Source organism: Actinoplanes couchii (assembly GCF_016862075.1).
GTDB lineage: Bacteria > Actinomycetota > Actinomycetes > Mycobacteriales > Micromonosporaceae > Actinoplanes > Actinoplanes couchii.
This window is the reverse complement of the sequence record NZ_BOMG01000035.1, coordinates 109,593-136,030: the sequence shown is the minus strand read 5'-3', so window position 1 is coordinate 136,030 and position 26,438 is coordinate 109,593. Positions and strand designations below refer to the sequence as shown.

The following is a 26,438-nucleotide window of genomic DNA, read 5'->3' as shown; positions in this document are numbered from 1 at the left end:
CGGGCGCGAAGTCAGGTTGAAAAAGGTTCACTGTGCTCCCGCCTGGATCGCCGTGATGGCGACCGTGTTCACGATGTCCTTCACCGTCGCGCCCCGGGACAGGTCGTTGACCGGCCGCCGCAGACCCTGCATCACCGGGCCGACCGCGACCGCGTTGGCCGACCGCTGGACCGCCTTGTACGTGTTGTTGCCCGTGTTCAGGTCCGGGAACACGAAGACGGTGGCCTTTCCGGCGACCGCGCTGCCGGGCAGTTTCGCCGCGGCCACCGCCGGGTCGATCGCCGCGTCGTACTGGATCGGGCCCTCGACCGGCAGGTCCGGACGGCGTTCGCGGACCAGGGCGGTGGCCGCGGCCACCTTGTCCACGTCGGCGCCGGAGCCGGAGCTGCCGGTGGAGTAGGAGAGCATCGCCACCCGCGGCTCGATGCCGAACGCGGCGGCGGTCTGCGCCGAGGAGAGCGCGATGTCGGCGAGCTGCTCGGCGTCCGGGTCGGGGTTGACCGCGCAGTCGCCGTAGACCAGCACCCGGTCGGCGAGCAGCATGAAGAAGACACTGGACGCCACGGTCAGGCCGGGCACCGTCTTGATGATCTCGAAGGCCGGGCGGATCGTCGCGGCCGTGGTGTGGGTGGCGCCGGAGACCATGCCGTCGGCGAGGCCCTGCGCGACCATCAGGGTGCCGAAGTAGTTCACATCCCGCACCACGTCGTACGCCAGATCCAGGGTCACACCCCGGTGCTTGCGGATCTCCGCGTACCGAACCGCGAATTCCTCCCGCAGCGACGACGTCGCCGGGTCCACCAGCCGGGCCCCGCCGATCTCCACGCCGATCTCCCGGGCCCGGCGGTTGATCTCGTCGGGGTCGCCGAGCAGGGTCAGGTCGGCCACGCCCCGCCGCAGCAGGGTCTCGGTGGCCCGCAGGATGCGCTCCTCGGTGCCCTCCGGCAGGACCAGGTGCCGACGGTCGGCGCGGGCCCGGTCGATCAGGTCGTTCTCGAACATCAGCGGGGTGACCCGGCTGGACCGGGCCACGTCGAGCAGCCGGGACAGCTCGGCGGTGTCCACGCTCTCCTCGAAGACACCGAGCGCCGCCTCGATCTTGCGTGGGGTGCTGAGCTGCGCCTCGATCCGGTCGGCGGCGGCGATCGTGTGATAGCTGTCCGACTTGGTGACCAGCATGGCCAGGCCGGTGTTGAGGCGCTCGATGACCTTGACGGCCCGCTCGTCGGCGGACTGGCCGAGGGTGAGCACCAGACCGGCCAGGGTGACGTTGCCGGCCGCGTGCGCGGCGCTGGCGGCCACCAGCAGGTCGGCCCGGTCGCCGGCGGTGATCAGCAGTGCCCCGTCGGTCAGGGCGCCCAGCACGGTCGGCACGTGCCCGGCGCCGACCACGTAGTCCAGCACGTCGCGCTCCAGCGACCCGGCCGGGCCGGCGAGCACCGTGGCGTCCAGCGCCCTCGCGACCTCGCCCACCGTCGGGGCGGCGATGGCCGGGACCTCCGGGACGGCCCAGAACGGCACCGGCAGCCCGTCCGGCACGCCGGGGGAGACACCGTCCGGCACCCGGTTGGCGATCACCGCGACGACGGTCGAACCCAGATCGACAAGCGAGTGGTACGCACTACGGGCGGCCGCCGCGAGCGACTCCCTGGTCCGGCCCTCGCCGCTGACCACCGGGATCACCACGCTGCCGAACTCGGTCGCCAGCCGGGCGTTGAAGGCCAGCTCCCGGGGCAGCTCGTCGTGACCCTCACCGGGTTTGTCGGTGAAGTCGCTGCCGATGATCACCACGGCGCTGCTGCGCCGCTCGACCTCGCGGTAGCGCTCGACGATCCGGCCGATCAGCTCCTCGCGCCGGCCGTCGGCGACCAGCGCCCCGGCCTCGGCCAGGGTCGCGCCGAACGACTCCTCCACCCCGACCGGGCCGGGGTATCGGTCGCGCAGGACGGCGAGCAACGGATCCTCGCCTGTCCCGGAGACCAGTGGCCGGAAGACGGCCACCTTAGCCACTTGACGGGAGAGCAGCTCGACGATGCCGAGAGCCACGGTCCCCTTACCAACGGACGGGCCCAAGCCCGCTACGTAGACGCTGCGTGCCACGGGTCTCAAACTACCTGCCCGGAACCTGCCCGGCCGGGTCGAAAGTCCCGACTACCGCGTGAGGCCGGTTACTCGTCGTCCTCGTCGTCGCGCGCCAGCCAGGTGGCGAGACGCTCGATCGGGGTCTCGAACTCCGGGTTCATGTCGACGAAGGTGCGCAGCTGCTCGCCGAGCCACTCCAGCGTGACGGTCTCCTCGCCACGTCGCTGGACCAGTTCCTCGATACCGCGGTCGGTGAAGTACATGCCTGGATCGTAAAAGGGCCGCCCCGGTCTCCCGGAGCGGCCCCTCACTACTTCACTGTCACGGGCGCGGCAGCGCCGCCTCGATCAGCGCGGCCTGCTCGGCGTCGTGCATCTTGGCCGAGCCGACGGCCGGAGCGGCCGCGGCCGGGCGGGAGATCCGGCGCAGGCGGACCCCCTCCAGGTGCTCCAGCATGTTGAGCGCCACGAACGACCAGGCGCCCTGGTTGGCCGGCTCCTCCTGGACCCAGGCGAAGTCCTCGGCGTTCGGGTACTGCGCCAGGATCGCCTTCAGCTCCTCGACCGGCTGCGGGTAGATCTGCTCCATCCGGATGATCGCGGTGTCGGTGATACCGCGCTCGGCCCGGGCCTGGAACAGGTCGTAGTAGACCTTGCCGGAGCAGAGCAGCACCCGCTTCACCGACGCGGCGTCCAGCGGCTGGCCGTTGACCCCGGCGTCGCCGATCACCGGCTGGAACGCGCCCTGGGTGAAGTCGTTCACCTGGGAGACCGCCAGCTTGTGCCGCAGCAGCGACTTCGGCGAGAGGACCACCAGCGGCTTGCGCTTGGTGGACAGGGCCTGACGGCGCAGCAGGTGGAAGTAGTTCGCCGGGGTGGTCGGGTTCGCCACCCGCATGTTGTCCTGCGCGCAGAGCTGCAGGAACCGCTCCGGGCGGCCGGACGAGTGGTCCGGGCCCTGCCCCTCCATGCCGTGCGGGAGCAGCAGCACCAGCGACGACTGCTGGCCCCACTTCACCTCGCCGGAGGAGAGGAACTCGTCCACGATCGACTGGGCGCCGTTGACGAAGTCACCGAACTGGGCCTCCCAGAGCACCAGCGCGTCCGGGTTCTCCACCGAGTAGCCGTACTCGAAGCCCATCGCGGCGTACTCGGACAGCAGCGAGTCGTGCACGAAGAACCGGGCGCTGCCGGTGGCCAGCGTGCCGATCGGCAGGAAGTCCTTGCCGGTGACCGAGTCGACGATGGCCGCGTGCCGCGAGGTGAAGGTGCCCCGCCGGGAGTCCTGACCGGCGAGCCGGACCGTGACGCCCTGGGCCAGCAGCGAACCGAACGCGATCAGCTCACCGAAGCCCCAGTCGATGCCGCCGTCGGTGGACATCTTGGCCCGCCGGTCGAGCAGCTGCTGGACCCGCTTGTGCGGGGTGAAGCCCTCGGGCAGCTCGACGTGCGACTGGCCGACGGCGCGGACCACGCTCGGGTCGATCGCCGACTCCACCTCGGGCTCCGGCTCCTCGGCGATGATGCGCGGCCGGGGCGGGGTGCCGGTGGTGTCGCGGGTGGCCTTGAAGACCTCCTCGAGACGGCCCTGGTAGTCGCGCAGCTGCTCCTCGGCCTCCTGCACGGTGATGTCGCCGCGGCCGATCAGCTCCTCGGTGTAGAGCTTGCGCACGCTGCGCTTGGTGTCGATGATCTGGTACATCCGCGGGTTGGTCATCGACGGGTCGTCGCCCTCGTTGTGACCACGGCGGCGGTAGCAGATCATGTCGATCACGACGTCCTTGTTGAACGTCTGGCGGTACTCGAACGCCAGCTTCGCGACCCGGACCACTGCCTCCGGGTCGTCGCCGTTGACGTGGAAGATCGGCGCCTCGACCATCCGGGCGACGTCGGTCGAGTACATCGTGGACCGGCTGTACTCCGGCGCGGTGGTGAAGCCGACCTGGTTGTTCACGATCACGTGGATCGTGCCGCCGGTGCGGTAACCCCGCAGCTGGGAGAGGTTCAGCGTCTCGGCGACCACACCCTGACCGGCGAACGCGGCGTCGCCGTGGATCAGCAGCGGCAGCACCGTGTAGCCGTGCAGACCGAGGTCCAGGCGGTCCTGCTTGGCCCGGACGATGCCCTCCAGGACCGGGTCGACGGCCTCCAGGTGCGACGGGTTCGCGACCACGCTGACGGTGGTGGAGAACTCGCCGTCCGGCGTGGTGTACTTCCCGGTCTGGCCCAGGTGGTACTTCACGTCGCCGGAACCGTGCGCGGTCTTCGGGTCCATCTGACCCTCGAACTCGTTGAAGATCTTCTCGTACGGCTTGCCGACGATGTTGGTGAGCACGTTCAGCCGGCCGCGGTGGGCCATGCCGATCACCATCTCGTCCAGCCCCGCCTCGGCGGAGTCCTGCAGCACCGCGTCCAGCAGCGGGATCAGCGACTCGCCGCCCTCCAGCGAGAACCGCTTCTGCCCGACGAACTTGGTCTGCAGGAAGGTCTCGAACGCCTCGGCCGCGTTCAGCCGGTGCAGGATGTGCTTCTGCTCCTCGGTGTCCGGCTTGGCGTACTTGACCTCGATGCGCTCCTGGACCCAGCGGCGCTCCTCCGGGTCCTGGATGTGCATGTACTCGATGCCGATGCGGCGGCAGTAGCTGTCCCGCAGCACGCCGAGCACGTCACGTAGCTTCAGCTTCTCCTTGCCGGCGAAGCCGCCGACCGGGAAGCTGCGGTCCAGGTCCCACAGGGTCAGACCGTGCTGGAGGACGTCCAGGTCGGGGTGCTTGCGGATGGTGAACTCGAGCGGGTCGGTGTCGGCCATCAGGTGACCGCGCACCCGGTAGGCGTGGATCAGCTCGACGACCCGGGCCGCCTTGCTGATCTGCCCCTCGGAGGTGCGGGCCACGTCGCGGACCCAGCGGACCGGCTCGTACGGAATCCGCAGCGACGTGAAGATCTCGTCGTAGAAGCCATGGTTGCCGAGCAGCAGCTCGTGCATCACCTTGAGGAACTCGCCGGACTGCGCGCCCTGGATGACCCGGTGGTCGTAGGTGCTGGTCAGCGTGGTGACCTTGCTCACGCCGTGGTCGGTGAGCATCTCGTCGCTCATGCCGGCGTAGGGCGCGGGGTACTCCATCGCGCCGACGCCGATGATGGCGCTCTGCCCGTTCATCAGGCGGGGGATCGAGTGGACCGTGCCGATGCCGCCCGGGTTGGTCAGCGAGATCGTGGTGCCGGCGTAGTCGTCCATGGTCAGCTCGTTGCGGCGGGCCCGGCGGACGATGTCCTCATATGCCTGCCAGAAGCCGCGGAAGTCGAGCGTCTCGCACTTCTTGACCGACGGGACCACCAGCGTGCGCGACCCGTCCTTCTTCACCAGGTCGATCGCGATGCCGAGGTTGACGTGCTCCGGCTGCACCAGGGTGGGTTTGCCGTCGATCTCGGCGTAGGTGTTGTTCATCTCCGGGTGCGCGACGACCGCGCGGACCAGGGCCCAGCCGATCAGGTGGGTGAAGCTGACCTTGCCGCCCCGGCCACGGGAGAGGTGGTTGTTGATGACGATGCGGTTGTCGACCATCAGCTTGGCCGGGACCGAGCGCACCGACGTGGCGGTGGGCACCTGGAGGGAGGCCTCCATGTTCTGCACGATCTTGCCGGCCACACCGCGCAGCGGGACGGTCTTCGCACCGCTCGGCGCCGGAGCGGCGGCCGCGGGCTTGGCGGCCGGCTTGGCCACCGGAGCGGGAGCCGCGGCCGGCTTGGCGGCGGGCGGGGTGACCGGTTTCGCCGGGGCGACGGTCGAGGCGGCGGGGGCGTCCGTGCCCGCTTTCGCCGCGGTGGCCTTCGCGGTGGCCGCCGTCGCCTCAGCCGGGGTGGCGATCGAGCCCTGAGCCGCCGCCGGCTTGTAATCAGCGAAGAAATCGTGCCACGCGGGGTCGACACTGGTCGGGTCGGCCAGATAGCGCTGGTACATCTCATCGACGATCCACTCGTTGGGGCCGAAGTCCGCGAGTGGATTGTCCTGCGAAGTCTGCTGCGTCGACACTGCCGCGTTCGCCTCTTTCACCGGTTTTGTCATCACGTGACCGCCTCGTCACGCGGGACGGGTGGGATTCGGTGTCCAGGCTACGCCGTGCGCGAGCGCAGTCGGTGCGGACGTCCCACGCCCTGTGGACAACAGGGCCGATGAGGTGGGACGAGCCGCGGTGATGAGAGACAGGTCACCGTTCGGGCTTTACGAAATGTCCCGCTGCTTGGTGATCAGCGTACCGACGATCGAGGTGATCGCGGCGTAACCGACGAGGATCAGGCCACCGACCCAGCGCGGCGGGTCCTCGGCCAGCTGCGGCCCGGAGATCAACAGGTCCGACGCCAGGGTCGGCACCAGGATCCGCAGGGCCAGGAACGGCTCCCAGACATAGGTGCTGAGCGCGAAGAACACCACCTGGAGCACCTGGGTGCCGATGATGTAGACGACGGCCAGCGTGATCACCGCGCCGATCTGGCTGCGGATCAGCACCCCGGCGCCGACGCCGACCAGCGACCACAGCACGTGGACCAGGCCGTTGAGCGCGATCGCCTGCCAGACCTCCGGCGCGTCCAGGTGCGCCGACGCGCCCAGGCCGCTGAGCACCAGCGGGCCGACGGCCAGGTTGAGCACCGTGGTGATCAGCCAGAAGGTCAGGGCGACGAGCACCCCGATCACCATCTTGGCCGCGATCACCAGCTCGCGGCGCGGGGTGGCCAGGAACGTCGAGGTCGCGGTCAGGTGGAAGAACTCGCTGGTCACCAGGATCGCGCTGAGCAGCATCACCAGCAGCACCCCGGAGAACTGCCCGCTGGTGTAGAGGCCGGCCACGACCCGTTCCAGGGAGCCGAAGCCCATGTCGCCGCCGCCCAGCGGGCCGTCGGTGGACAGGGTCACCTCGGCGGCCAGCCAGTTGTAACCGACAGCCAGTCCCCAGAGCGGCAGCAGGATGACGGCGAAGATCCACCACATCGATGTCGTACGGAGTTTCAGCAGCTCGGCACGGATGAGGTTCATCGGGCGCCAGCCTTTCCGGCAGTCAGTTCCAGGAAGGCCCGCTCCAGATCGGCGTTCTCCCCGATCAGCTCGTGCAGTTCCACCCCGGCGGCGAAGGCGAGCTGACCGACCCGGGCCGGATCGGCGCCGAAGACCCGCAGCGCCCCGTCCGGATCGGCGCTGACCTGCAGCTGCGCGTCGCGGAGCACGGCGGCCAGCTGCTCGGCCTGCGGCGTGCGCACCCGGACCCGGGCGGCGCCGGCGGTGTTGCCGAGCACCTCGGCGACCGGGCCCTGCCGGATCAGCCGGCCGGCCGCGATGATCACCACGTCGTCGGCGAGCTGCTGCATCTCGGCGAGCAGGTGGCTGGAGACCAGCACCGTGCGGCCCTCGGCGGCCAGTGCCCTGAGCAGGTCGCGCATCCACCGGATGCCCTCCGGGTCGAGCCCGTTGGTGGGCTCGTCCAGGATCAGCACGCGCGGGTCGCCGAGCATCGCCGCGGCGATGCCCAGCCGCTGCTTCATGCCCAGCGAGTAACCCTTGAACTTGCGGGTGCCGACGGTGTTCAGCCCGACCATGGTGAGGACCTCGTCGGCCCGGGAGTCGGGCAGGCCGGCCGCCCGGCAGATCACCCGCAGATGGTTGCGGGCGCTGCGGCCGCGGTGCGCGCTGGACGCCTCCAGGACCGCGCCGACGTGCCGCAGCGGGTCGGGCAGATCGACGTAGCGCGCGCCGCCGACGGTGGCGGTGCCGGCGGTCGGCGTGACCAGTCCCAGGATCATCCGCAGCGCGGTGGTCTTGCCGGCCCCGTTCGGGCCGAGGAAGCCGGTGACCCGGCCCGGGTGCACGGTGAAGGAGAGGTCGTCGACGGCGCGCACCCGGTGGTACTGCTTGGTCAGGTGCTCGACGGTGATCCCCTCATAGCCCGGCTGGCTCATCTGCGACTGCTCCTTCCCCGGTGAGCTGAAGTCGCCCAACCTACTAGGTCCTGTGTGGTAGACCTCGTGGGGCTGCGGCGTGGCCAAGCCGGCGCCTGACGGCATCCGAACAAAGGTTACATACAACACCGGTATGCGACCTTTGTCCGGCTGACGCCAGCCACCACCTGGACCTCGCCTCGCTCCCACGAGGTCTGCCACACAGGACCTAGATCACCGCGAGCCAGACGGCACGTGCGGTGGCGAGCCGCTCACCGTCCGGCCCGTACACCGTGGAGTCGACAGTCGCCTTGCGGCCGTCGAGGCCGGACAGCGCGCCGGCCACCACGCACCCGGCGCCCGGCTCGGGCAGCGCGGTCACCTCGGCGGTGATCCGGCCGAGCAGGAAGGCCCGCCCGGAGGAGCCGATCGCCGACCAGCCGCCCGGGCAGTCCAGGGCGGCCCACACCGTCTCCGCGGTGACGTCGGCCGGGACCGTCCACGGCGCCGCGGTCCGGCCGTCCGGCAGCGGTCCGGGGAAGATCCGCAGGCCGTCACCGGGCGCGCGGTCCGGCCCGCAGACGAAACACGTCGGGAAGGGATGGTGGGCGAACCCGGGGTAGCCCCGGGACGCGGCGACCGCCTCGTCGAACGGGACCGGCGGCACCGCCCCGGCGATCGCGGTCCCGGCGGCCACCTCGGCGACCAGGGTTCCCCCGGCGAACACCGAGCCGTCCCGCAGCTCCAGCGAGGTCTCCAGTGGAGGCGGCACCCGCAGCGTCACCTGAACCGCCGGACCACCGATCGCGGCCCCGCCGGCCAGGGCGAACACCCCCGCGCACCAACCGCCGTTGCCGGTGCCGGGAGGACCGTTGAAACGTGCCGGGATACGCATCTCCCGACCATCGCACACGTCGTTCATCAACCGGTCACACATCGCCACCTGTCGCGACACGCCATCGGCAGACATCGGCCTTACACAGATCACATGGCAGTTCTGATGACCGCCGCCGCACCCACCGGGACCAGCGGCTACACCCTGATCCTCGCCGACGACCCCAGCCTGGTCGAGGCCGCGCAGCGACTGCGCCACGACGTCTTCGCCGGTGAACTCGGCGCCCGTCTCCAGGGCACCGCCGAGGGGGTCGACGCGGACGAGTTCGACGCCTTCTGCGACCACCTGATCGTCCGCGACGACGCGACCGGTGACGTGGTCGGCACCTACCGGATGCTGCCGCCGCGGGCCGCCGAACTGGCCGGCCGCCGGTACGCCGACTCGGAGTTCGACCTGAGCGCGCTGCGCCCGCTGCGTGACCACCTGGTCGAGACCGGCCGCTCCTGCGTCCACCCGGACCACCGCTCCGGCGCCGTGGTCAACCTGATGTGGGCCGGCATCGCCCGGTACATGCACCTCAACAACCTGCGCTGGCTCGGTGGCTGCGCCTCGGTGCCGCTCGCCGACGGCGGCGCCCTCGCGGCCGGCGTCCGCGCCCGGGTCAACAACAAGCACCTGTCCCCGCCCGCGCTGCGGGTCCGCCCGCGCCGGCCGTGGGTGCCCGCCGACGACCTGGTGGCCGACCCGAAGGTGACGGTGCCCGCGCTGCTCAAGGGCTACCTGCGGCTGGGTAGCTGGGTGTGCGGCGAGCCGGCCTACGACGCCGACTTCGACTGCGCCGACTTCTACGTGCTGTTCTCGATGGACCGGCTGGACCCGCGGTACCGCCGGCATTTCCTGGGCGCGACGCGATGACCGCCCCCGCCCTGTCTCCCCGGCTCTCCACGCTGTGGCAGCCGGCCTCGGACTGCGGCGACCGGTGCCGTCCGGGTGGCGAGCGCCGGTCCGGTCCGGTGCGGGTCGCCGTGCGGGTGACGGCTCTGGTGGGCGTACTGCTGCTGGGGGTGCTGCCGGCCGCGCTGCTGCGTGGCGCCGCGGTGGGGATGCTGAGTCGCGCCATCCTCGCGGCCCTCGGGATCCGGCTGGTGTGGCGGGGCCCGCTGCCGCGCCCGGGCAGCCTGCTGGTGGCGAACCACGTGTCCTGGCTGGACCCGGTGGCGCTGGCCGCGGTGCTGCCGGTGCGGGTGGTCGCCAAGCACGACGTGCGGTCCTGGCCCGGTGTCGGGTGGGCGTCGGAGCGGATCGGCTCGCTGTTCATCGACCGGAACCGGCCGAGATCCCTGCCCGGGACGGTGGCCGAGGTCGCCGCGTCGCTGCGGGCCGGGCGCTCGGTCGCTCTCTTTCCGGAGGGTACGACGTTCTGCGGTCCCGACCGGGGCCGGTTCCGTCCCGCGCTGTTCCAGGCGGCGATCGACGCGGGCGCCCGGGTGGTGCCGGTGTCGGTCGGCTACGACTCGCCCGAGGCGTCGTTCCTCGGCGAGGAGACGCTCGGGGAGTCGGTGCTGCGGGTGGCCCGGGTCCGGGAGCTGACGCTGACCCTGGTGGCGGCCCCGGCGTTGCGCCCGGAGACCACCGCCGACCGGCGGGTGCTGGCCCGGGCGGCCCAGTCCAGCCTGGCGGGTGGGGGATATCACCTGGCCGCATGAACACCGACCAGGCTCACAGAAAATTTTCAGCGAGTGCGCAGGCAAGCCGCAGCGGCTGGGGAAATACTGGGCGGCATGGCTACCCAGACCCAGCCCAAGCAGAGTGAGGCCAAGCTCCTCGTCGTCGAGGACGACGCGAACATCCTCGAGCTGCTCTCCGCCAGCCTGCGTTTCGCCGGGTTCGAGGTGACCACCGCGACCAGCGGCAGCGCCGCCGTCAGCGCCGCCCGCAACGCCACTCCCGACCTGGTCGTCCTCGACGTGATGCTGCCCGATCTGGATGGCTTCGAGGTGATCAGGCTGATGCGTGAGGGCGGGCAGCGGACCCCGGTGGTCTTCCTGACCGCCCGCGACGGCACCGATGACAAGATCCGCGGCCTGACCCTGGGCGGCGACGACTACGTGACGAAACCGTTCAGCCTGGAGGAGCTCACCGCCCGCATCCGGGCCGTGCTGCGCCGCACCAACGCCGGTGACGAGCAGCCCTCCCGGCTGGTCTTCGCCGACCTGGAGCTGGACGAGGAGACGCACGAGGTCTACCGGGCCGGCAGCCGGGTGCAGCTCTCGCCGACCGAGTTCAAGCTGCTGCGTTATCTGATGCTGAACGCCAACCGGGTCCTCTCCAAGGCGCAGATCCTGGACCACGTGTGGAAATACGACTTCCGCGGTGACGACAACATCGTCGAGTCGTACATCTCCTATCTGCGCCGCAAGGTCGACAACGTCCAGCCCCGGCTGATCCATACGCTGCGCGGTGTGGGCTACGTCCTTCGTAAGCCAGCCGTCTAGGCCCGCCGTGAGCATCGCCGAGCGGGTCCGCACAGCGCTTCCCCGCCAGCCCAACATGCGCAAGATCTCCCTGCGGACCAAGCTCGTCGCCTCGGTGCTCTGCCTGGTCTTCGCGGCGCTGGCCCTGATCAGCGCGTCCAGCACCTTCGCGTTGAACCGGTTCATGCTCGAGCGGATGGACGCGCAGCTCAAGTCGTTCGCGCAGGACGCGGTCGAGGTGATCAACCAGGACCGGCGGGTGGACGTCTTCCTCCCACCCGACTACTACGTGGCCCAGACCTCGGTGAGCGGTGTCGGCGTCCACTCCTATGACAAGACCCAGCTCAGCATCGACGAGCTTCCGCAGCTGTACGTCGGGGTCGACGACGTCAGCGAGCACATCACCGGCCCGTTCACGGTCCGCTCCAAGAACGGTGACTACGTCTGGCGGGTGGTGGTCACCCGGCTGGACAACGGCGACGTGCTGCACGTCGCGCAGATGATGACCGGTGTCGACGCGGTCATCGCCCGGCTGATCTGGGTGGACTTCCTGGTCGGGGTGGGCGTGCTGATCGCGCTGGCCACCATCGGCGCCGCTCTGGTCCGGCAGACCCTGGTCCCGCTCGGTCAGATCGAGCGCACCGCGGCCCGGATCGCGGCCGGCGACCTCACCCAGCGGGTGCCCGACCCGGAGGAGCAGGGTGAGCCCACCACCGAGCTGGGCCGGCTCTCCAACGCGCTGAACGCGATGCTCGCCCAGATCGAGTCGGCGTTCATCGCCCGGGCGCTGTCCGAGCAGGCCGCGCGGGCCGCCGAGCAGATCGCCCGGGACAACGCCGACGCCGCCCAGCGCTCCGAGTCGCGGGCGGTGGAGTCGGAACAGAAGATGCGCCAGTTCGTCGCGGACGCCTCGCACGAGCTGCGCACCCCGCTGACCACCATCCGCGGGTTCGCCGAGCTGTACCGGCAGGGCGCCGTCTCCGATCCGGAGCAGGTGGCCCGGCTGGTCCGCCGGATCGAGGACGAGGCCTCCCGGATGGGCCTGCTCGTCGAGGACCTGCTGCTGCTCGCCCGGCTGGACCGGGAGCGGCCGCTCACCCTGGCGCCGGTCGAGCTGCCGGTGCTAGCGATGGACGCGGTGCAGGCCGCCCAGGCCACCGCGCCGGAGCGCGAGGTGAACCTGGAGATCCGTGACGAGCCGGAGCGCCTGGTGGCGGACGGGGACGACGCGCGGCTCCGTCAGGTGATCGGCAACCTGGTCACCAACGCGCTGGTGCACACGCCGCCGGAGGCTTCGGTGACGCTGCGGTTGTTCGCCGGTGAGGGGGACACCGCGGTGATCGAGGTGTCGGACACCGGCCCGGGGCTGAACCCGGAGCAGACCGAGCGGGTCTTCGAGCGCTTCTACCGGGTGGACGAGGCACGCACCCGCAAGACCGATCGAGAGGCCACCGGCACCGGTCTGGGGCTCGCGATCGTGGCGGCCATCGTCAGGGCGCACCAAGGTTCCGTGGAGGTTGAGTCCGAAGCGGGCCGTGGAGCCACGTTCCGGGTCACTTTGCCGACCATAAATCCGGATAAAAGCTTCACAGAAAACGTCCAGGGGTAACACAGTTCGGTACGAGTCCGACGGGGCAGAGTAATCAGCATGAACGAGAACGAGACCAACCCGCGGCCCGCGGACGCCGCCGCTGACAACAGCAGCGCGGAGCGGGTGGAGTCTGAGCAGCCGACGCTTGCGCAGCCGACGGTTGCCCCGCAGTTTGCTTCTCCCCAGTCCGCGGCACCCCCGGCGCCGCAACCGCCGCAGCCTGCCGCCTGGGCGCAACCCTCGCCCTGGCAGCAGCCACAGGAGCCGGTCGCCACCCACCCGGTGTCGGCTCAGCCCGCTTCCGCCCAGCCCGTCTCCGCCCAGCCCGGCGCGGCCCAGCCCACGTCGGCCCAGCCCACGTCGGCCCAGCCGGTGATCGCTCAGCAGGTGCCCGGCCCGTCCCTCAGTGGACAGCCGGTCTCCGCCCAGCCGTTCGCCGGTCAGCCGGTGTCCGGCATGCCGGTCACCGCCCAGCCCGCCGAGGGCGCCTACGGCCACCCGCACTACGCCTACCAGGCGCCGCAGGGCTACGGGCAGCCCGGTTACGACGCCACCCAGCAGCAGCACCAGTCGGCGTACCACGCCTGGCACGCCGCCGCGACGCAGTCCGCCGCAGCCGGTGGCGGCGGCCACGTGCCACCGTGGACCCCGGCCCCGGCCGGCGCCGACCAGCGCCCGCCCGGCCGTGGCCGCAAGATCCTGTTGACCGGCGCGGCGGCCGTGCTGATCGCGCTGCTGTCCGGCGGGGTCGGTGCCGCCACCGCGTTGGCCCTGGGCAACGACGGTTCCACCGCCGGCGTGCAGACCGGCAACACCTCGGTCACCCGGGTGGTGGACCGCTCGTCGCTGGCCCAGATCGCCGCCGCCGTGCAGGACACCGTCGTGTCCATCACCACCGGCTCGGGCGAGGGCTCCGGCGTGGTGCTCAGCGCCGACGGCTACATCGTCACCAACAACCACGTGGTCTCCACCGCGCAGGGCGACAGCGTGACGGTCATCTTCGCCGACGGCACCAAGACCACCGCCACCATCGTCGGCACCGACCCGCGCACCGACCTCGCCGTGATCAAGGCGACCGGGGTGAGCGACCTCAAGGCCGCCACGTTCGCCGACAGCTCGCAGATCCAGGTCGGCGACACGGTTCTGGCCCTGGGCAGCCCGCTCGGGCTGGAGGGTTCGGTGACCGCCGGCATCATCAGCGCCAAGGACCGCACCATCCAGTCCAGCGGCGAGCAGGAGCAGCAGGAGCAGCAGCAGAGCCCGTTCGGCGGCGGCCAGCAGCAGCAACAGCAGCAGCAGTCGTCCAGCACCACGATGACCGGCCTGCTGCAGACCGACGCCCCGATCAACCCGGGCAACTCCGGTGGCGCGCTGGTCAACACCAACGGCGAGATCGTCGGCATCAACTCGGCGATCGCCACCGCCGGCTCGAGCACCGGCAACATCGGTCTCGGCTTCGCCATCCCCAGCAACAAGGCCAAGGAGGTCGCCGAGGCCCTGATGAAGGGTGAGAAGGTCAGCCACCCGGCTCTCGGCGTCAGCGTCGCCAACGCGGAGAACGGGGGCGCTCTGATCAGCAGCGTCACCGCCGACAGTGCGGCCGCCAAGGCCGAGCTGCAGACCGGCGACGTGGTCACCGAGGTCGACGGCAAGGCCATCGACGACTCCGACGACCTGGTCGCCGCGGTCCAGGCCGGCACTGTCGGTCAGCAGATGTCCCTGACCTTCACCCGCAACGGGGAGAAGAAGTCGGTCACGGTCACGCTGCTGGAAGCCAAGTAAGCACGCGACTCGTCCCGCTACGGCGGGTGACGTGGCCCAGGGGGTGGGCACGTCACCCGCCGTATTCCTGTCTATGGCGGGATTCTGGACCTTTCGCTATCAAGAGGACGTTTTTGCCGCCGGGGACTCGCGTTTGCACAGGGGAGCGCCTAATCTGCGTTCGCCACTGGCGCAGCCCTCGTCCGCCGGTGCGGACACATGGTCCTCGCTACGGCGGAGTGAAAGGCCCCCTCAGTTGACGTACGTCGAAACCCGGACCAACGTCTGGGAAGCCCTGGCCGGACGGGCTCCGGGGGTGCCGTCGGGACCGGCCGACACCGGCCTGTGGCACACCGTGGCGGACCGGCTCGACCCGGGCAGCGCCCGCCCGGTGCTGCGGCCCGGCATCGAGGTCCGGCACCGTACCGCGGTCCGTGGCGGCCGGTACGTGATGTTGCGCTCGCCCGAGGACGGCGGTCGCTCCTCGTACCTGCGGCTGACCCCGGAGGAGTACCAGCTCGCGCTGATGATGGACGGCGACAGCACGGTGGCCCGGCTGGTCGCCGAGTTCGCCCGGATCGCCGGCCGGCTCGCTCCGGACCAGGTCCGCCGGGTGGTGGCCGACCTGGCCGCCAACCGGATGCTCGAAGAACTCCCGGTGGACGCCTTCCGCCCGCTGCGCGACATGCGCCGGGAGCCGCTGCCCCGCCGGGTCGGTGACTCGCTGGTCGCCGCCGCCCGCGGCCGGGTGGTCCTCTCGCTCCCGGTGGACGGCCTGGTCACCGCTCTGTACCGGTCGGCCGGCCGGTTCCTCTTCACCCGGGTCGCGGTCTGGCTCGGCGCGCTGCTGGCGGTGGCCGGGGTGCTGCTCTTCGCGCTCACCTGGCAGCGCGGCAGCCGGTCGCTGTTCCTGGTCGGCGACTCGTACCTGCTCGGTGCCGTCGTCCTGGTGTCACTGAACGTGGTGGTGCTGGCGATACACGAGTTCGGTCACGCGCTCGCCGCGAAACGTGTCGGCCGGGAGGTGCCGGCCGCCGGGCTGATGCTCTACTTCGGTGTCCCGTCGGTCTTCGTCGACACCAGCGACGTGTGGATGGCCGGCCGCCGGGCCCGGCTCGCGGTCACCGCCGCCGGTCCGGCCACCGCCTTGGGCCTGGCCGGGCTGCTGCAGGTCGTCGGGTTCGCCTGGCCGGCCGCCGCCGGGATCACGTTCAAGCTGGCCTTCCTCTTCTACCTGCACACGTTCTTCAACCTCAGCCCGCTGCTGCCGCTGGACGGCAAATACCTGCTGATGGACTGGCTGGAGATCCCGGACGTCCGGGCCCGCGGCCTGTCCTGGCTGGGTGGCCGCCTGCGCCGCCGCGGCCCGCGCTGGCGTTCGCTGGACCGGGAGGGCCGCCTGGTCGCCCTCTACGGTTTCCTCGCCGCGCTCTGGCTGGTCGGCGCGGTGGGTCTCGGTTACCGGCTGTGGACCGACCGGATCCACGGTCTCGCGGTCGGCCTCTGGTACGAGGGGATCGTCTCCCGCCTGCTGCTCGTGGTGATCGTCCTCGGCGTGATCGCCCCGCCGCTCTACTTCCTGCTCGGCCGCCTGGCCCGGACCTTCCGCCGGTGGCGCCAGCAGGCCGCCGAACGGGACCGGGAGGCCGACATGCCCCGCCGGGTGGCCGCGCTGCGCGCCTCCGAGCTGGGCGGTCTGCCCGAGCCGTCACTGAACGCGCTGGCGGCCCGGGCCCGCTGGGCCCGCCCGCCGACCGGCCGGCAGATCGTGTCCGCCGGGGACACCCAGGGCGCGGTGCACGTGGTGATCGAGGGCGCGATGCACGGCCGCCGTCCGGGCGACCCGGGCGGCACCATCCGGCACCACGTCGGCCCCGGCGGCGTGGTCGGCCTGGCCACCGCTCTGACCGGCCGCAGCGCCCAGCTCGACTGGCACACCGCCGGCGTCACCCTGCTCTCGATGCCGGCGTCCACGGTGGCGACCGTGATCGGGCCGATGCCCGGCCCGCCGCCGCAGGAGCGGGCCGAGGCCGAGGCGCTGTTCGCCGACACCCCGGCGCTCGCCGCGCTGGAGGAGGACCAGCGGCTGGCCCTGATCGCCGCCGCGCACGCGTCCGACCTGGAGCCGGGCGCGCCGGTGATGCTGCCCGGCCCGACCCACGCGGTGGTCGTCGAATCCGGCGTGATCGCCATGCCGGACGGGGTCGAGCTGCGCCGCGGCACCCTGGTCGGCCCGGTCGGTGACGGCAGCCCCGGCATGGTGGCGCAGGCCCGCACCCCGGTCCGGCTCTGGGTCATCCCGAACGCGTCCGACCTTCCCCCGCTGATCGGCTCGTACGGGCCCGGCGTCCCGATGCCGGCCCTGCGCCCGAGCACCCCGGCGGTGGCCCGTCCCGGTTCCGCGCACCCGCCGCTGGCGGTGCCGCCCGGCCCGCCGGACGCCGACGAACAGTTCGACGTGGACCATCACTTCGAGCGCCGGATGTGGGGCTTCACCAGCCTGATGCTGGTGTTCGCGGTCGGCAGCCTGCTGGTGAACGTGTCGGCCGGCCCGGCCTGGGCCGAGATGCCGGCCGAGCGGGTGATGCTCAGCGTGCAGCGGGGTTCCGCGACCGCGCTCGCCGACCGGCAGAGCACCGCGCTGTCCGCCGGCGACCGGCGCTATCTGGCGACCGGCTCCCGGATCGACGTGCCCGGTGGCGGGGTGGCGATGCTGACCTTCCCCGGTGGCGCCGCCGTGGTGCTCTGCGGCGACTCGCGGGTCGAGGTCACCGGGGTCGGTGTCGAAGACGGGCGGCAGTCCGCCCCGTCCGGCCGGCTGACCCTGGAGAACGGGCGGCTGCTGGCCGACACGAGCAGCCCGAGCGGGGCGTTCCAGCCGCTCGGCCTGACCGTGCTGCGCGCCCAGGGTGACGTGGCCAGCGCCGGCCGGGCCTGGTACTCGGTCGACTCGGCGGGTGTCGCCGTCTCGACCGGTGCGGTGACCGTCGCCGGCGCCGGCGCCCCGGCCAGTGGCGAGGCGCTGAACTGCGGCGACGGGGTCGAGGTCAAGAAGCCGACCGAGACCGAGCCGAGCGAGTCGCCGGCCGGGGAGTCCGGGCCGCCCGTCGAGCCCAGCGCCTCGATCTCCCCGGAACCGTCCACTTCGACTAGCGTGGCGGGTACCGGTGACGAGGAGGTGGACTCGCCCGGCGACGACGAGACCACCACGCCGACGACCGGCGCGACGACCCGGCCGACCACGACGGCGCCGACCATCACGGTGCCGACCAGCCGGCCGACCACCACCCGGACCAGCAGCCCGAAACCGACGACGACCACGACGACGCCGGCTCCGAACCCGACGACCACCACTCCGGCGCCGGATCCGACGACCACGACGCCCGCACCCGATCCGTCGATCGCGGACCCGTCCGGCGACTGACCCCGGGCGGCCGCGTCAGTGAGGAGTGGCCGCCCATGCTCTGCTGGTTCTGCGCCGAGGGCGCCCGAGCGACATGCCGGTTCTGTGGCCGGGGCGTGTGTGCCGAGCACGCGCGCTTCGGCCCGTACCTGCTGGAGGTGACCCGCTCGCAGGTGCGGGACCGGGCTGAGGCGCTGGTGGTGGAGGACGCCGTCCAGTGCGGCACCTGCCACCCCCGACCACAACCCGTGGCCATGCCGGAACTGGACTAGTCATTCACGTACGGCGAAATGGCATTTGATCTCCTGCAACTGGTCCCGCAGCCGCTCCTGGACCGCGGTGAGCTGATCGATGAAGTCGTCCACCTCGGCCAGCTTGCGGCGCAGCACGACGGCCGAGTCCGGGCAGACGTGACCGGCGCTGTTGCCGGCCCGCAGGCACTCCACGAACGGCCTGATGTCACCGACCCCGAAGCCGTCGGCCAGCAGCGCCCGGATCTCGTGCACCACGCGCAGCTCACCGTCGTCGTACTGCCGGTAGCCGTTGGCGTCGCGGCGTGGGCGGATCAGGCCGTGCTCCTCGTAGTAGCGCAGCGTCCGCGGACTGGTGCCGGCCCGCTCGGCCAGCTCTCCGATCAGCATGAACACGACGGTAGTCCCTGACACCGGCGTCAAGGCAAGCCTCGGCACGGGGTGGGAGGATGGTCGGATGATCGACGGTCCGGTGGCGTTCGTGCTCGGTGGCGGGGGTGTCCTCGGCGCGGTCGAGGTGGGGATGCTGCGGGCCCTGTTCCGGGCCGGGTTCCGGCCGGACCAGGTGGTCGGCACCTCGATCGGCGCGGTCAACGGCGCCCTGGTCGCCTCCGATCCGTCCGAGGGGGTCACCGAGCGGCTGGTCCGGCTCTGGACGTCACCGGAGGCGGCGGCGGTCTACGGCGACTCGCTGGGCCGGCAGATGCGCCGGTTCGCGGCCCGCACCCACCTGCACTCGCCGCGCCCGCTGCGCCGGCTGCTGGAGTCCGAGCTGGGCGAGTCGGCCACCTTCGCCGATCTGAAGGTGCCGTTCCACTGCTGCGCGGCCAGCATCGAGCGGGCGGCCGAGCACTGGTTCGACAGCGGTCCGCTGGTCGAGGCGGTGCTGGCGTCCTCGGCGGTGCCCGGGTTGCTCCCGCCGATGGAGATCGGTGGCGAACACTATGTGGACGGTGGCATCGTGAACTCCATCCCGATCGGCGAAGCGGTCCGGCTCGGGGCGAAACTGATCTTCGTGCTGCAGGTCGGCCGGGTGGAGCGTCAGCTCGCCGTGCCGAAGCGGCCGTGGGAGGTGGCACAGGTGGCGTTCGAGATCGCCCGGCGGCACCGGTTCGCGCGCGAGATCGCGTCGCTGCCGGACGACGTCCGGGTGCATGTCCTGCCGAGTGGTGGCGAGGGCGAGGTCGACTCGCCGTGGGCCTATCGGGACATGGCCGCGGTCGGCCGCCGGATCAGCCGGGCCTACACCGCGTCCCGGCGCTATCTGACCGCCAACGTGCATCCCCTGCCGGCCGAGTGATGGGACTGCCCCCGGTCTGGGTGCGGCGTCTCGTCCTCGCCCCCACGGTGATCCTCCTGGCCGTGACGGCACTGACCACCCTGCCGCTCTGGCTGCTGCTGGCGCTGGCGGTCTCCCCGCTGGTGGCCGGCCGGCTGCGGGTGCCGCGCCTGGTCTTCCTGATGATCGTCTACCTGGTGTGGGACGCGTTCGCCCTGGTGTCGCTGGCCGTACTGTGGGTGGCGTCGGGGTTCGGGTGGCAGATCCGCTCGCCCTGGTTCCAGCGGGCCCACTACGTGCTGACCGGCTTCTTCCTGCGGATCCTGTTCTGGTTCGCGAAGTGGTCGCTGCACCTGGAGATCGAGGTGGTCGGCACCGACCCGGACACCGCCCAGCCCGGCCGCCCGGAGATCGTGGCCAGCCGGCACGCCGGTCCGGGCGACTCGTTCACGCTGATCCACGGCCTGGTCAACTGGTTCGACCGGGAGCCGCGGATCGTGCTGAAAGCCGCGCTGCAGTGGGATCCGGCGGTGGACGTGCTGCTCAACCGCCTGCCCAACCGGTTCATCTCACCGGGCCGGACGCGGACGGCGACGCTGGAGGAGCAGATCGGCGAGCTGGCCACCGGGCTGGACGAGAACGACGCCTTCGTGATCTTCCCGGAGGGCGGCAACTTCACGCCCCGCCGCAAGGTCAACGCGATCGCCCGGCTCCGGGCCCGGGGCCTGCACGACATGGCCGGGCGGGCCGAGCGGATGCGCAACCTGCTGCCGCCGAAACCGGGCGGTCTGCTGGCCGCGATCGACGCCGCCCCGGACGCCGGGGTCATCTTCGTGGCGCACACCGGTCTGGACCGGATGGTCACCGTCGGCGACGTCTGGCGCGAGCTGCCGATGGACAAGAAGCTGGTGATGCGGTTCTGGAGTGTGCCTCCGGAGGAGGTGCCGGCCGGTGAGCAGGAACGGATCGACTGGCTCTACGACTGGTGGGCCCGCATCGACGCCTGGATCGACGAGCACCAACCGGCACCGCGCCCCTTGTGGACGCCCCGGACTCAGGCGCCGCCGAGAGCCTGATAGACGTCGGCCGGCGCCTCGATCACCTGCGCGGCCGGCGGCTGCTCGGCGGTCACCGGCTCGCCGTAACCGGTGTAGAGCGCCTCGATCGGCGCGCTCTGCTTGCCTTCCACGGCGGGCAGCTGGATGGTCAGCACGGAGAGACGGCCCTGGTCGTCCAGGCCGGCGGTGAACGGCACGGTGCGCGCGTCCGGGCCGTACCCGTCGATGGTCACCTTGTCGATCCCGGCGACCCCGGCGGCCTTGGTGAGGTCCAGGGTGCCGGCGTACGAACGCGAGCCGGTGGAGCGTACGTCCGTGGTGGAACCGAGGAGGTTCGCGGTGTTCACCGGGTCGATCTGGCCGGGGCGCAGGCCGACGTTCGCGCCCTCGGGCAGCCGCGCGATGTCCAGGTGGGTCCAGGTGTTGTCCTTGGTCACGCCGGGGATCTGCGCGTAGAGGTCCTGGCCCAGCAGCAGCGACTTGACGGTGAGCTGGGTGTTGGTGCCGGTGGCGGTCAGCTCCGCGCTGCCCTTGCCGTTCGGCGCGTCGATCGCCGCGACCAGGTTGAACCCGGTGCCGGCGGTTACGGTCGCGCGGAAGCTGCTGGTGCCCAGGGCCGCGGTGGCCTTGGCCAGGTCCGAGGTCGCCGCGGGGTCGGCGGCCGACGAGGACGCCGAGGGTGCGGCGGTCGCGGGCGCGGAGGGCGCGGTGGGTGTCCCGGGAGACGTCCCGCCCTGTTCGGCGCAGCCCGCCAGTGCGATGACGGCGGCTACTGCCAGTACTGGTGCCCGCATGATCGTCCTTCCTGAAGACGCCGGTCGATCTCCGACTCTTGCCCGATCGGCCGTGTCAGCAAACGGACACCGGTCGGCCCCGGTTTCGAAATTGATCATGGGCGGGGCATGATGGTCGGAGGACCAGCAGGTGTACGAACAGGGGGAGGACTCGTGAGATTCGAGGTCAGCAAGGTCCTCGACGCCATCGAGACCCGGCTCACCACCGATCCGGGGCTCGCCCGGGCCGTGGTGGATCTGTCCGAGGTCGTGCGTTACGCGGACCTCGACGGAGGCCGGCCGGCCAGCCTGGTGCGTCTCGGGCTCCTGGTCGACGCGCTCGGGCGCTACATGTCCGAGGAGAACGTCCCGGTCTACGCCGTGGTGCCCCGGGCACTGCTCTCCGACACCGATCTGACCTCCAACGAGCGCATGGTGGTGCGCCGCTGGGCCGACGACGGCAAGGTGGAGGTCGTCCCGTCGGTCGACGACCGGCCGCTCGAGGTGGCCGAGATGCTCGGCCTGCCGGTCCTCACCCGCGATCGGGAGGACCACTTCCGCAGCCACCGCCCCTGGGTGACCGAGCCGGGCCGGCTGCTCGCGCTGGTCTCCGGCCAGGGCGGTCCGGCGCTGGTGGCCCGGGTCGGCCGGGGTGAGGTGGCGCCGCCGGTGCCGCGTTCCCCGCTCGGCGACCGGCTGCTCGCCCGGGTCTGGCAGTGCCCGTCGATGAGCTGCAACGCCTACGGCGACGGCGGCGACGCGGACAGCCCGTTCGCCGACATGCGCACCTACACCAGCCCGGTCTCGCAGCCGCCGCCGGCGATGCGCTCCGGGGTGCCGACCTGCCCCCGGCACGGCGACCGGCTCCGCGACGTCGGGCCCCGCCCGGCGACCGAGATCTTCTCGGTCCGCGTCGACGGGGTCATCCGGCAGCGTTTTGTGGTCTCCGAGGACCGGGCCGTGGTGATCGGCCGGGCCCCCGAGGGCGGCGGCGTGATGCTGGGCCAGTGGCTCAGCGACGAGGCCCGGAAATGGATCAGCCGTGGGCACGTCCAGCTGTCGCTGCGCAACGGCGAGATCACCGTCACCGACATCAGCATGAACGGATCCGGCGTCCGGCCCAACGGGTCGATGGACGACGACGTGCGGATCACGCTGCGCCGGGACGAGAGCCGCCCGGTCAACATCGACGACATCGTCGAGCTGTACCACAACGTCCTGGTCGGGCGTTCGCGGCTCTGGTCCAGCGGCGGCATGGTGCAGCCGGAGTCGGTGATGGGCGAGGCCCCGACGATGGCCTTCCGCCCGGTCGGCCGCTAGCTCGACTTCAGGACATCGGCCAGGTGCGCGAGCGCCTGGTCGATCTCCTCCTCGGTGACCACCAGCGGTGGCGCCAGCCGGATCGTCGAGCCGTGGGTGTCCTTCACCAGCACACCCCGCTCGGCGAGCCGCTCGCACGCCTGCCGCCCGGTCATCAGCGCCGGGTCGATGTCCACGCCGGCCCAGAGACCGCGCCCGCGGACCGCCACCACACCGTGCCCGATCAGCGCCGTCAGGCCGCTGTGCAGCCGGGCGCCGAGCCGGTCCGAGCGCTCCTGGAACTCGCCGCCGGCCAGCAGCGTGACCACCTCGGCGCCGACCGCGCAGGCCAGCGGGTTGCCGCCGAAGGTGGAGCCGTGTTCCCCCGGCTTCAGCACCCCGAGCACGGCCCGGTCGGCGGCCACCGCGGAGACCGGCACGATGCCGCCGCCCAGCGCCTTGCCGAGCACGTACATGTCCGGGACGACACCCTCGTGCTCGATCGCGAAGGTCTTCCCGGTGCGGCCCAGGCCGGACTGGATCTCGTCGGCGATCAGCAGCACGTCGCTGCCGGTGCACAGTTCGCGCAGCCCGGCGAAGAACCCGGCCGGCGGCACCAGCACCCCGGCCTCGCCCTGGATCGGCTCCATCAGCACGGCGACGGTGTTCGGGGTGATCGCGGCGCGGACCGCGTCCAGATCGCCGTAGGGGACGACCACGAACCCGGGGGTGTACGGGCCGAAGTCGGCACGCGCGTCCGGATCGGTGGAGAAACTGACGATCGTGGTGGTACGCCCGTGGAAGTTGTCCGCCGCGACGATGATCTCGGCCTGCCCGTCCGGCACACCCTTGACCTGGTAACCCCACTTACGGGCCACCTTGATCGCGGTCTCCACCGCCTCGGCGCCGGTGTTCATCGGCAGCACCAGGTCCTTGCCGCACAGTCGCGCCAGGGCGCCGCAGAACTCGGCGAACCGGTCGTGCACGAAGGCCCGGCTGGTCAGGGTGACCCGGTCGAGCTGGGCGTGGGCGGCGGCGATCAGCCCGGGGTGCCGGTGCCCGAAGTTGAGCGCCGAGTACCCGGCCAGGAAGTCCAGGTAGCGGCGGCCGTCGACGTCGGTCACCCAGGCGCCCTCGGCCTCGGCGACCACCACCGGCAGCGGGTGGTAGTTGTGGGCGGTCCAGCGTTCGGCGTCCGCGAGAGCCTCGGCGGTACGGAATTCCACTGTCGTCACGGCCGAACCTCCAGCGTGCAGCACTTGGGGCCACCGCCGGCTTTACGCAGCTCGGACAGGTCGACCCCGATGGTCTGATATCCGGCGGCCCGCAGCGAGGCGGCCAGACCGGCGGCTTGCACGGGCAGGACCACGGTGTCGCCGTCGCTGACCGCGTTGAGGCCCAGCACTGCCGCGTCCTCCGGCGTTGCGATGATCGCATTCGGGAACAGCTGCCGCAGCACGGATAACGAACCCGGGGAGAAGGCCTGCGGCAGGTACGCGATATTGGTCGCGTCCAGCACACAGAGCGCCGTGTCCAGGTGGTAGTAGGCCGGGTCGACCAGCTGCAACGTGATCACCGGCCGCTCCAGGAACTCCTGGGTCTCGGCGTGCGACGCGTGCGAGGTCCGGAACCCGGTGCCGGCCAGCAGCAGATCGCCGGCGAGCAGGATGTCGCCCTCGCCCTCGTTGGTGTGCTTGGGTTCGCGCACCTCGAAGCCCTGCTCACGGAACCAGCCCGCGTACGCCGGGGCCTCGTCGGCCCGCTCGGCGTCCCGGAACTGCACGCCCAGCACCCGGCCGTCGACCACGGTGGCGCCATTGGCGGCGAAGACCATGTCGGGCAGCCCGGGCAGCGGCTCGATCAGGTCGACGGTGTGGCCGAGCCCGAGGAACGTCTCCCGCAGGGTCTCCCACTGACTGATGGCCAGCGCGTTGTCGTACGGCGCCGTCGGGTCCATCCAGGGATTGATCCGATAGGTGACGGCGAAGTGGGTGGGCCGGCACATGAGGTAGCGGCGCGGGATGCTCATGACCAGAAACGCTATGCGGCCAGGGGTTACGGACCCCCTGGATCAACCATGCGTCCAGCAGCCGATCGTTGCGTGATCATCGGCAGCCGCGGCGATTCATTGCAAAGGCCCCGGCGGGGAGGTGAACCACCACCCATGCCGGGGCCTCGGCGAGTCCAGCGAATCGCCGGAGTGTGAACGGGGCGGGACGCTTACCTGCTGTCCCGGTTCCGCTGCTGACTGTCAATTACCCGTCAGATCCGTCCCTGAAACTGTGTGTCGAGCCACGTCCGGAACTCCGGAACGGTCTGCACGTCGGTCCCGAGCCACCAGAGCTGCCCGGAAAGCGCCAGCACCCCGATGACCAGCGCGGCAGCCGAAAGCAGCACCCCGATCAGAGCACTGCTCTTACCGGCCACATGCCGCTTACGGGTCGCAAACAGGCCCGCGAGGGACAGCACGAGCCCGAGCCCGGCCACCCCCAGCCCGTACCCCAGAAGCGGCCCGGAGAGCACCAGAAGGGCACCCGCGACCGACAGGATCAGCCCGACCGTGGCCACGAAGCTGACCCGGGCCTTGGGCCCGGCCGCAGGCACCGGAACAGCCACCGGCGGCGAAGAGATGGCCCGAGCCCGCTCAGTCTCACTGCCCACCGGCCGCACCGGCGCAGGAGCAGGCTGAACAGGCGGAAGAGTAGTAGTGGTGGACGCGCTGTCGTCCCGGCGAGGGGCCACCGGCGTGCGCTCGGTGTCCGCTTCATCAACCGTGGACTGGCGAGGGAAGGTAGGGATCCTCACGTCAGTACCTCCTAGGCGGTGTTGACGCACCTCATACCCGAACCCCCCACAAACGACACAGCAACCCGCTGTAGAGCGGAAACAGCACAACAGCAGCGCCGAAAGGCGAGTCCCACGTGATCCCCCCAGCCACGGCCAACCCAGAACCGTGAGAGGAAGGCCCATGCAAGGTTTTCGGGGCGGCGGTGGCCCACGGAGGGATCAAGCCTGACCGCCCGGAGTGGGCCACCGCCGCCCCGAAAACCGCCCCCCGCAGCCGTCAGACCAGCGGAGAGGAGTTATGAACGTCAGCAGCCTTGGCGATCACATGGTCGACGAGTCCGTACTCCTTGGCCTGGGCGGCGGTGAACCACCGGTCCCGGTCGGAGTCCCGCTCGATCTCCTCGGGGGTGTGCCCCGAGTGGAAGGCGATCCGCTCGTTCATCACCTGCTTGATGTGCAGCATGCTCTCGGCCTGGATGGCGATGTCGGCAGCCGTGCCACCGATGCCACCGGACAGCTGGTGCATCATCACCCGGGCGTGCGGCAGCGCGTAACGCTTGCCCGGGGTGCCCGCGCAGAGCAGGAACTGCCCCATCGAGGCGGCCATGCCCATCGCGATGGTGGCCACGTCGTTCTTGATGTACTGCATCGTGTCGTAGACGGCCATGCCGGCGCTGATCGAGCCGCCGGGCGAGTTGATGTAGAGCGCGATGTCACGCTCGGAGTCCTCGGAGGCGAGCAGGAGCATCTGCGCACAGATGCGGTTGGTCACCTCATCATTGACCTCGCTGCCGAGGAAGATGATCCGCTCCCGGAGCAGCCTTTCGAACACCTGGTCGTCGAAGGTCGCACCGCCACCACGCATAGTCGTCTCAATGCTCATGGTCCCTACTTTCCCGCAGCGACGGACGGGATCCC

22 protein-coding genes are annotated in these 26,438 nt (G+C 71.2%); 10 read left to right on the top strand and 12 right to left on the bottom strand.

The features are described 5' to 3' along the window. Positions 1–27: 27 nt before the first annotated feature. The 6 genes from pta to Aco03nite_RS11820 form a co-directional block, all read right to left on the bottom strand. On the bottom strand, positions 28–2,100 hold the full coding sequence (gene pta / locus Aco03nite_RS11845; RefSeq protein ID WP_373872593.1) for a phosphate acetyltransferase: 2,073 nt from the start codon (positions 2,098–2,100) through the stop codon (positions 28–30). Positions 2,101–2,168: 68 nt separating this feature from the next. After that, a complete protein-coding gene (locus Aco03nite_RS11840; protein WP_173476669.1) occupies positions 2,169–2,345 on the bottom strand; it encodes a DUF6104 family protein in 177 nt (58 codons plus the stop codon). Between the two features lie 58 nt (positions 2,346–2,403). Continuing rightward, positions 2,404–6,114, bottom strand: coding sequence for a multifunctional oxoglutarate decarboxylase/oxoglutarate dehydrogenase thiamine pyrophosphate-binding subunit/dihydrolipoyllysine-residue succinyltransferase subunit (locus Aco03nite_RS11835; RefSeq protein ID WP_203795156.1), 3,711 nt, complete (start codon positions 6,112–6,114; stop codon positions 2,404–2,406). Between the two features lie 189 nt (positions 6,115–6,303). After that, entirely contained in the window at positions 6,304–7,113 is an 810-nt protein-coding gene (locus tag Aco03nite_RS11830) for an ABC transporter permease (RefSeq protein ID WP_203795088.1), read from the bottom strand. Beyond that, positions 7,110–8,030 carry an ABC transporter ATP-binding protein gene (locus Aco03nite_RS11825; RefSeq protein WP_203795087.1) on the bottom strand — a complete coding sequence of 307 codons (921 nt, stop codon included), beginning with the start codon at positions 8,028–8,030 and terminating at the stop codon, positions 7,110–7,112. The genes Aco03nite_RS11830 and Aco03nite_RS11825 overlap by 4 nt, the downstream gene beginning before the upstream one ends. Before the next feature lie 208 nt (positions 8,031–8,238). After that, complete coding sequence (locus tag Aco03nite_RS11820; RefSeq protein WP_203795086.1) at positions 8,239–8,904, bottom strand: hypothetical protein; 666 nt, start codon at positions 8,902–8,904, stop codon at positions 8,239–8,241. Positions 8,905–8,997: 93 nt separating this feature from the next. Here Aco03nite_RS11820 and Aco03nite_RS11815 point away from each other — a divergent pair, with 93 nt between their 5' ends. From Aco03nite_RS11815 to Aco03nite_RS11785, 7 genes are all read left to right on the top strand, one after another. Beyond that, complete coding sequence (locus Aco03nite_RS11815; RefSeq protein WP_203795085.1) at positions 8,998–9,759, top strand: GNAT family N-acetyltransferase; 762 nt, start codon at positions 8,998–9,000, stop codon at positions 9,757–9,759. After that, positions 9,756–10,550, top strand: coding sequence for a lysophospholipid acyltransferase family protein (locus tag Aco03nite_RS54030; protein WP_203795084.1), 795 nt, complete (start codon positions 9,756–9,758; stop codon positions 10,548–10,550). Before Aco03nite_RS11815 ends, Aco03nite_RS54030 begins: the two co-directional genes overlap by 4 nt. Positions 10,551–10,625: 75 nt before the next feature. Beyond that, complete coding sequence (locus tag Aco03nite_RS11805) at positions 10,626–11,339, top strand: response regulator transcription factor (protein ID WP_203795083.1); 714 nt, start codon at positions 10,626–10,628, stop codon at positions 11,337–11,339. A 55-nt stretch (positions 11,340–11,394) separates the two neighbouring features. After that, entirely contained in the window at positions 11,395–12,927 is a 1,533-nt protein-coding gene (locus tag Aco03nite_RS11800) for a sensor histidine kinase (RefSeq protein ID WP_203795155.1), read from the top strand. Between the two features lie 39 nt (positions 12,928–12,966). Then, complete coding sequence (locus tag Aco03nite_RS11795) at positions 12,967–14,691, top strand: S1C family serine protease (protein WP_203795082.1); 1,725 nt, start codon at positions 12,967–12,969, stop codon at positions 14,689–14,691. A gap of 235 nt (positions 14,692–14,926) precedes the next feature. Next, on the top strand, positions 14,927–18,094 hold the full coding sequence (locus tag Aco03nite_RS11790) for a cyclic nucleotide-binding protein (protein ID WP_203795081.1): 3,168 nt from the start codon (positions 14,927–14,929) through the stop codon (positions 18,092–18,094). Positions 18,095–18,129: 35 nt separating this feature from the next. Beyond that, positions 18,130–18,345, top strand: a complete 216-nt coding sequence (locus tag Aco03nite_RS11785) for a hypothetical protein (RefSeq protein ID WP_203795080.1) — start codon at positions 18,130–18,132, stop codon at positions 18,343–18,345. On the opposite strand, the gene Aco03nite_RS11780 is transcribed toward Aco03nite_RS11785, so the two are convergent. Beyond that, entirely contained in the window at positions 18,346–18,714 is a 369-nt protein-coding gene (locus Aco03nite_RS11780) for a MerR family transcriptional regulator (RefSeq protein ID WP_203795079.1), read from the bottom strand. A gap of 67 nt (positions 18,715–18,781) precedes the next feature. On the opposite strand from Aco03nite_RS11780, the gene Aco03nite_RS11775 reads away from it, so the two are divergent. Both Aco03nite_RS11775 and Aco03nite_RS11770 read left to right on the top strand, forming a co-directional pair. Then, positions 18,782–19,624 carry a patatin-like phospholipase family protein gene (locus Aco03nite_RS11775; RefSeq protein WP_203795078.1) on the top strand — a complete coding sequence of 281 codons (843 nt, stop codon included), beginning with the start codon at positions 18,782–18,784 and terminating at the stop codon, positions 19,622–19,624. Continuing rightward, complete coding sequence (locus Aco03nite_RS11770) at positions 19,624–20,679, top strand: 1-acyl-sn-glycerol-3-phosphate acyltransferase (RefSeq protein WP_203795077.1); 1,056 nt, start codon at positions 19,624–19,626, stop codon at positions 20,677–20,679. Before Aco03nite_RS11775 ends, Aco03nite_RS11770 begins: the two co-directional genes overlap by 1 nt. Here Aco03nite_RS11770 and Aco03nite_RS11765 read toward each other — a convergent pair. Then, positions 20,658–21,455 carry a hypothetical protein gene (locus tag Aco03nite_RS11765; protein ID WP_203795076.1) on the bottom strand — a complete coding sequence of 266 codons (798 nt, stop codon included), beginning with the start codon at positions 21,453–21,455 and terminating at the stop codon, positions 20,658–20,660. The genes Aco03nite_RS11770 and Aco03nite_RS11765 overlap by 22 nt on opposite strands. 153 nt (positions 21,456–21,608) lie before the next feature. Here Aco03nite_RS11765 and Aco03nite_RS11760 point away from each other — a divergent pair, with 153 nt between their 5' ends. Continuing rightward, positions 21,609–22,754: an FHA domain-containing protein gene (locus Aco03nite_RS11760; RefSeq protein ID WP_203795075.1), complete on the top strand. Its 1,146-nt coding sequence runs from the start codon at positions 21,609–21,611 to the stop codon at positions 22,752–22,754. On the opposite strand, the gene rocD is transcribed toward Aco03nite_RS11760, so the two are convergent. The 4 genes from rocD to Aco03nite_RS11740 form a co-directional block, all read right to left on the bottom strand. Then, the gene (rocD, locus tag Aco03nite_RS11755) at positions 22,751–23,968 is read right to left on the bottom strand and encodes an ornithine--oxo-acid transaminase (protein WP_203795074.1); all 1,218 of its coding nucleotides are present in this window, start codon (positions 23,966–23,968) and stop codon (positions 22,751–22,753) included. The two genes, Aco03nite_RS11760 and rocD, sit on opposite strands and share 4 nt — an antisense overlap. Further along, positions 23,965–24,762: a dimethylargininase gene (gene ddaH / locus Aco03nite_RS11750; RefSeq protein ID WP_203795073.1), complete on the bottom strand. Its 798-nt coding sequence runs from the start codon at positions 24,760–24,762 to the stop codon at positions 23,965–23,967. Before ddaH ends, rocD begins: the two co-directional genes overlap by 4 nt. 233 nt (positions 24,763–24,995) lie before the next feature. Next, positions 24,996–25,337: a hypothetical protein gene (locus Aco03nite_RS11745; protein WP_203795072.1), complete on the bottom strand. Its 342-nt coding sequence runs from the start codon at positions 25,335–25,337 to the stop codon at positions 24,996–24,998. A 460-nt stretch (positions 25,338–25,797) separates the two neighbouring features. After that, positions 25,798–26,403: an ATP-dependent Clp protease proteolytic subunit gene (locus tag Aco03nite_RS11740; protein ID WP_203795071.1), complete on the bottom strand. Its 606-nt coding sequence runs from the start codon at positions 26,401–26,403 to the stop codon at positions 25,798–25,800. Positions 26,404–26,438: the final 35 nt, after the last annotated feature.

Excerpts from the sequence above, each read along its gene's own strand:
- Aco03nite_RS11770 (WP_203795077.1), top strand. The coding sequence starts at position 19,624 with ATGGGACTGCCCCCGGTCTGGGTGCGGCGTCTCGTCCTCGCCCCCACG.
- Aco03nite_RS11830 (WP_203795088.1), bottom strand. The coding sequence starts at position 7,113 with ATGAACCTCATCCGTGCCGAGCTGCTGAAACTCCGTACGACATCGATG.
- Aco03nite_RS11820 (WP_203795086.1), bottom strand. The coding sequence starts at position 8,904 with ATGCGTATCCCGGCACGTTTCAACGGTCCTCCCGGCACCGGCAACGGC.
- Aco03nite_RS11805 (WP_203795083.1), top strand. The coding sequence starts at position 10,626 with ATGGCTACCCAGACCCAGCCCAAGCAGAGTGAGGCCAAGCTCCTCGTC.
- Aco03nite_RS11765 (WP_203795076.1), bottom strand. The coding sequence starts at position 21,455 with ATGCGGGCACCAGTACTGGCAGTAGCCGCCGTCATCGCACTGGCGGGC.
- Aco03nite_RS11800 (WP_203795155.1), top strand. The coding sequence starts at position 11,395 with ATGCGCAAGATCTCCCTGCGGACCAAGCTCGTCGCCTCGGTGCTCTGC.
- Aco03nite_RS11740 (WP_203795071.1), bottom strand. The coding sequence starts at position 26,403 with ATGAGCATTGAGACGACTATGCGTGGTGGCGGTGCGACCTTCGACGAC.
- Aco03nite_RS11840 (WP_173476669.1), bottom strand. The coding sequence starts at position 2,345 with ATGTACTTCACCGACCGCGGTATCGAGGAACTGGTCCAGCGACGTGGC.
- Aco03nite_RS11785 (WP_203795080.1), top strand. The coding sequence starts at position 18,130 with ATGCTCTGCTGGTTCTGCGCCGAGGGCGCCCGAGCGACATGCCGGTTC.
- Aco03nite_RS54030 (WP_203795084.1), top strand. The coding sequence starts at position 9,756 with ATGACCGCCCCCGCCCTGTCTCCCCGGCTCTCCACGCTGTGGCAGCCG.
- Aco03nite_RS11795 (WP_203795082.1), top strand. The coding sequence starts at position 12,967 with ATGAACGAGAACGAGACCAACCCGCGGCCCGCGGACGCCGCCGCTGAC.
- Aco03nite_RS11775 (WP_203795078.1), top strand. The coding sequence starts at position 18,782 with ATGATCGACGGTCCGGTGGCGTTCGTGCTCGGTGGCGGGGGTGTCCTC.
- Aco03nite_RS11780 (WP_203795079.1), bottom strand. The coding sequence starts at position 18,714 with ATGCTGATCGGAGAGCTGGCCGAGCGGGCCGGCACCAGTCCGCGGACG.
- ddaH (WP_203795073.1), bottom strand. The coding sequence starts at position 24,762 with ATGAGCATCCCGCGCCGCTACCTCATGTGCCGGCCCACCCACTTCGCC.
- Aco03nite_RS11815 (WP_203795085.1), top strand. The coding sequence starts at position 8,998 with ATGGCAGTTCTGATGACCGCCGCCGCACCCACCGGGACCAGCGGCTAC.
- Aco03nite_RS11825 (WP_203795087.1), bottom strand. The coding sequence starts at position 8,030 with ATGAGCCAGCCGGGCTATGAGGGGATCACCGTCGAGCACCTGACCAAG.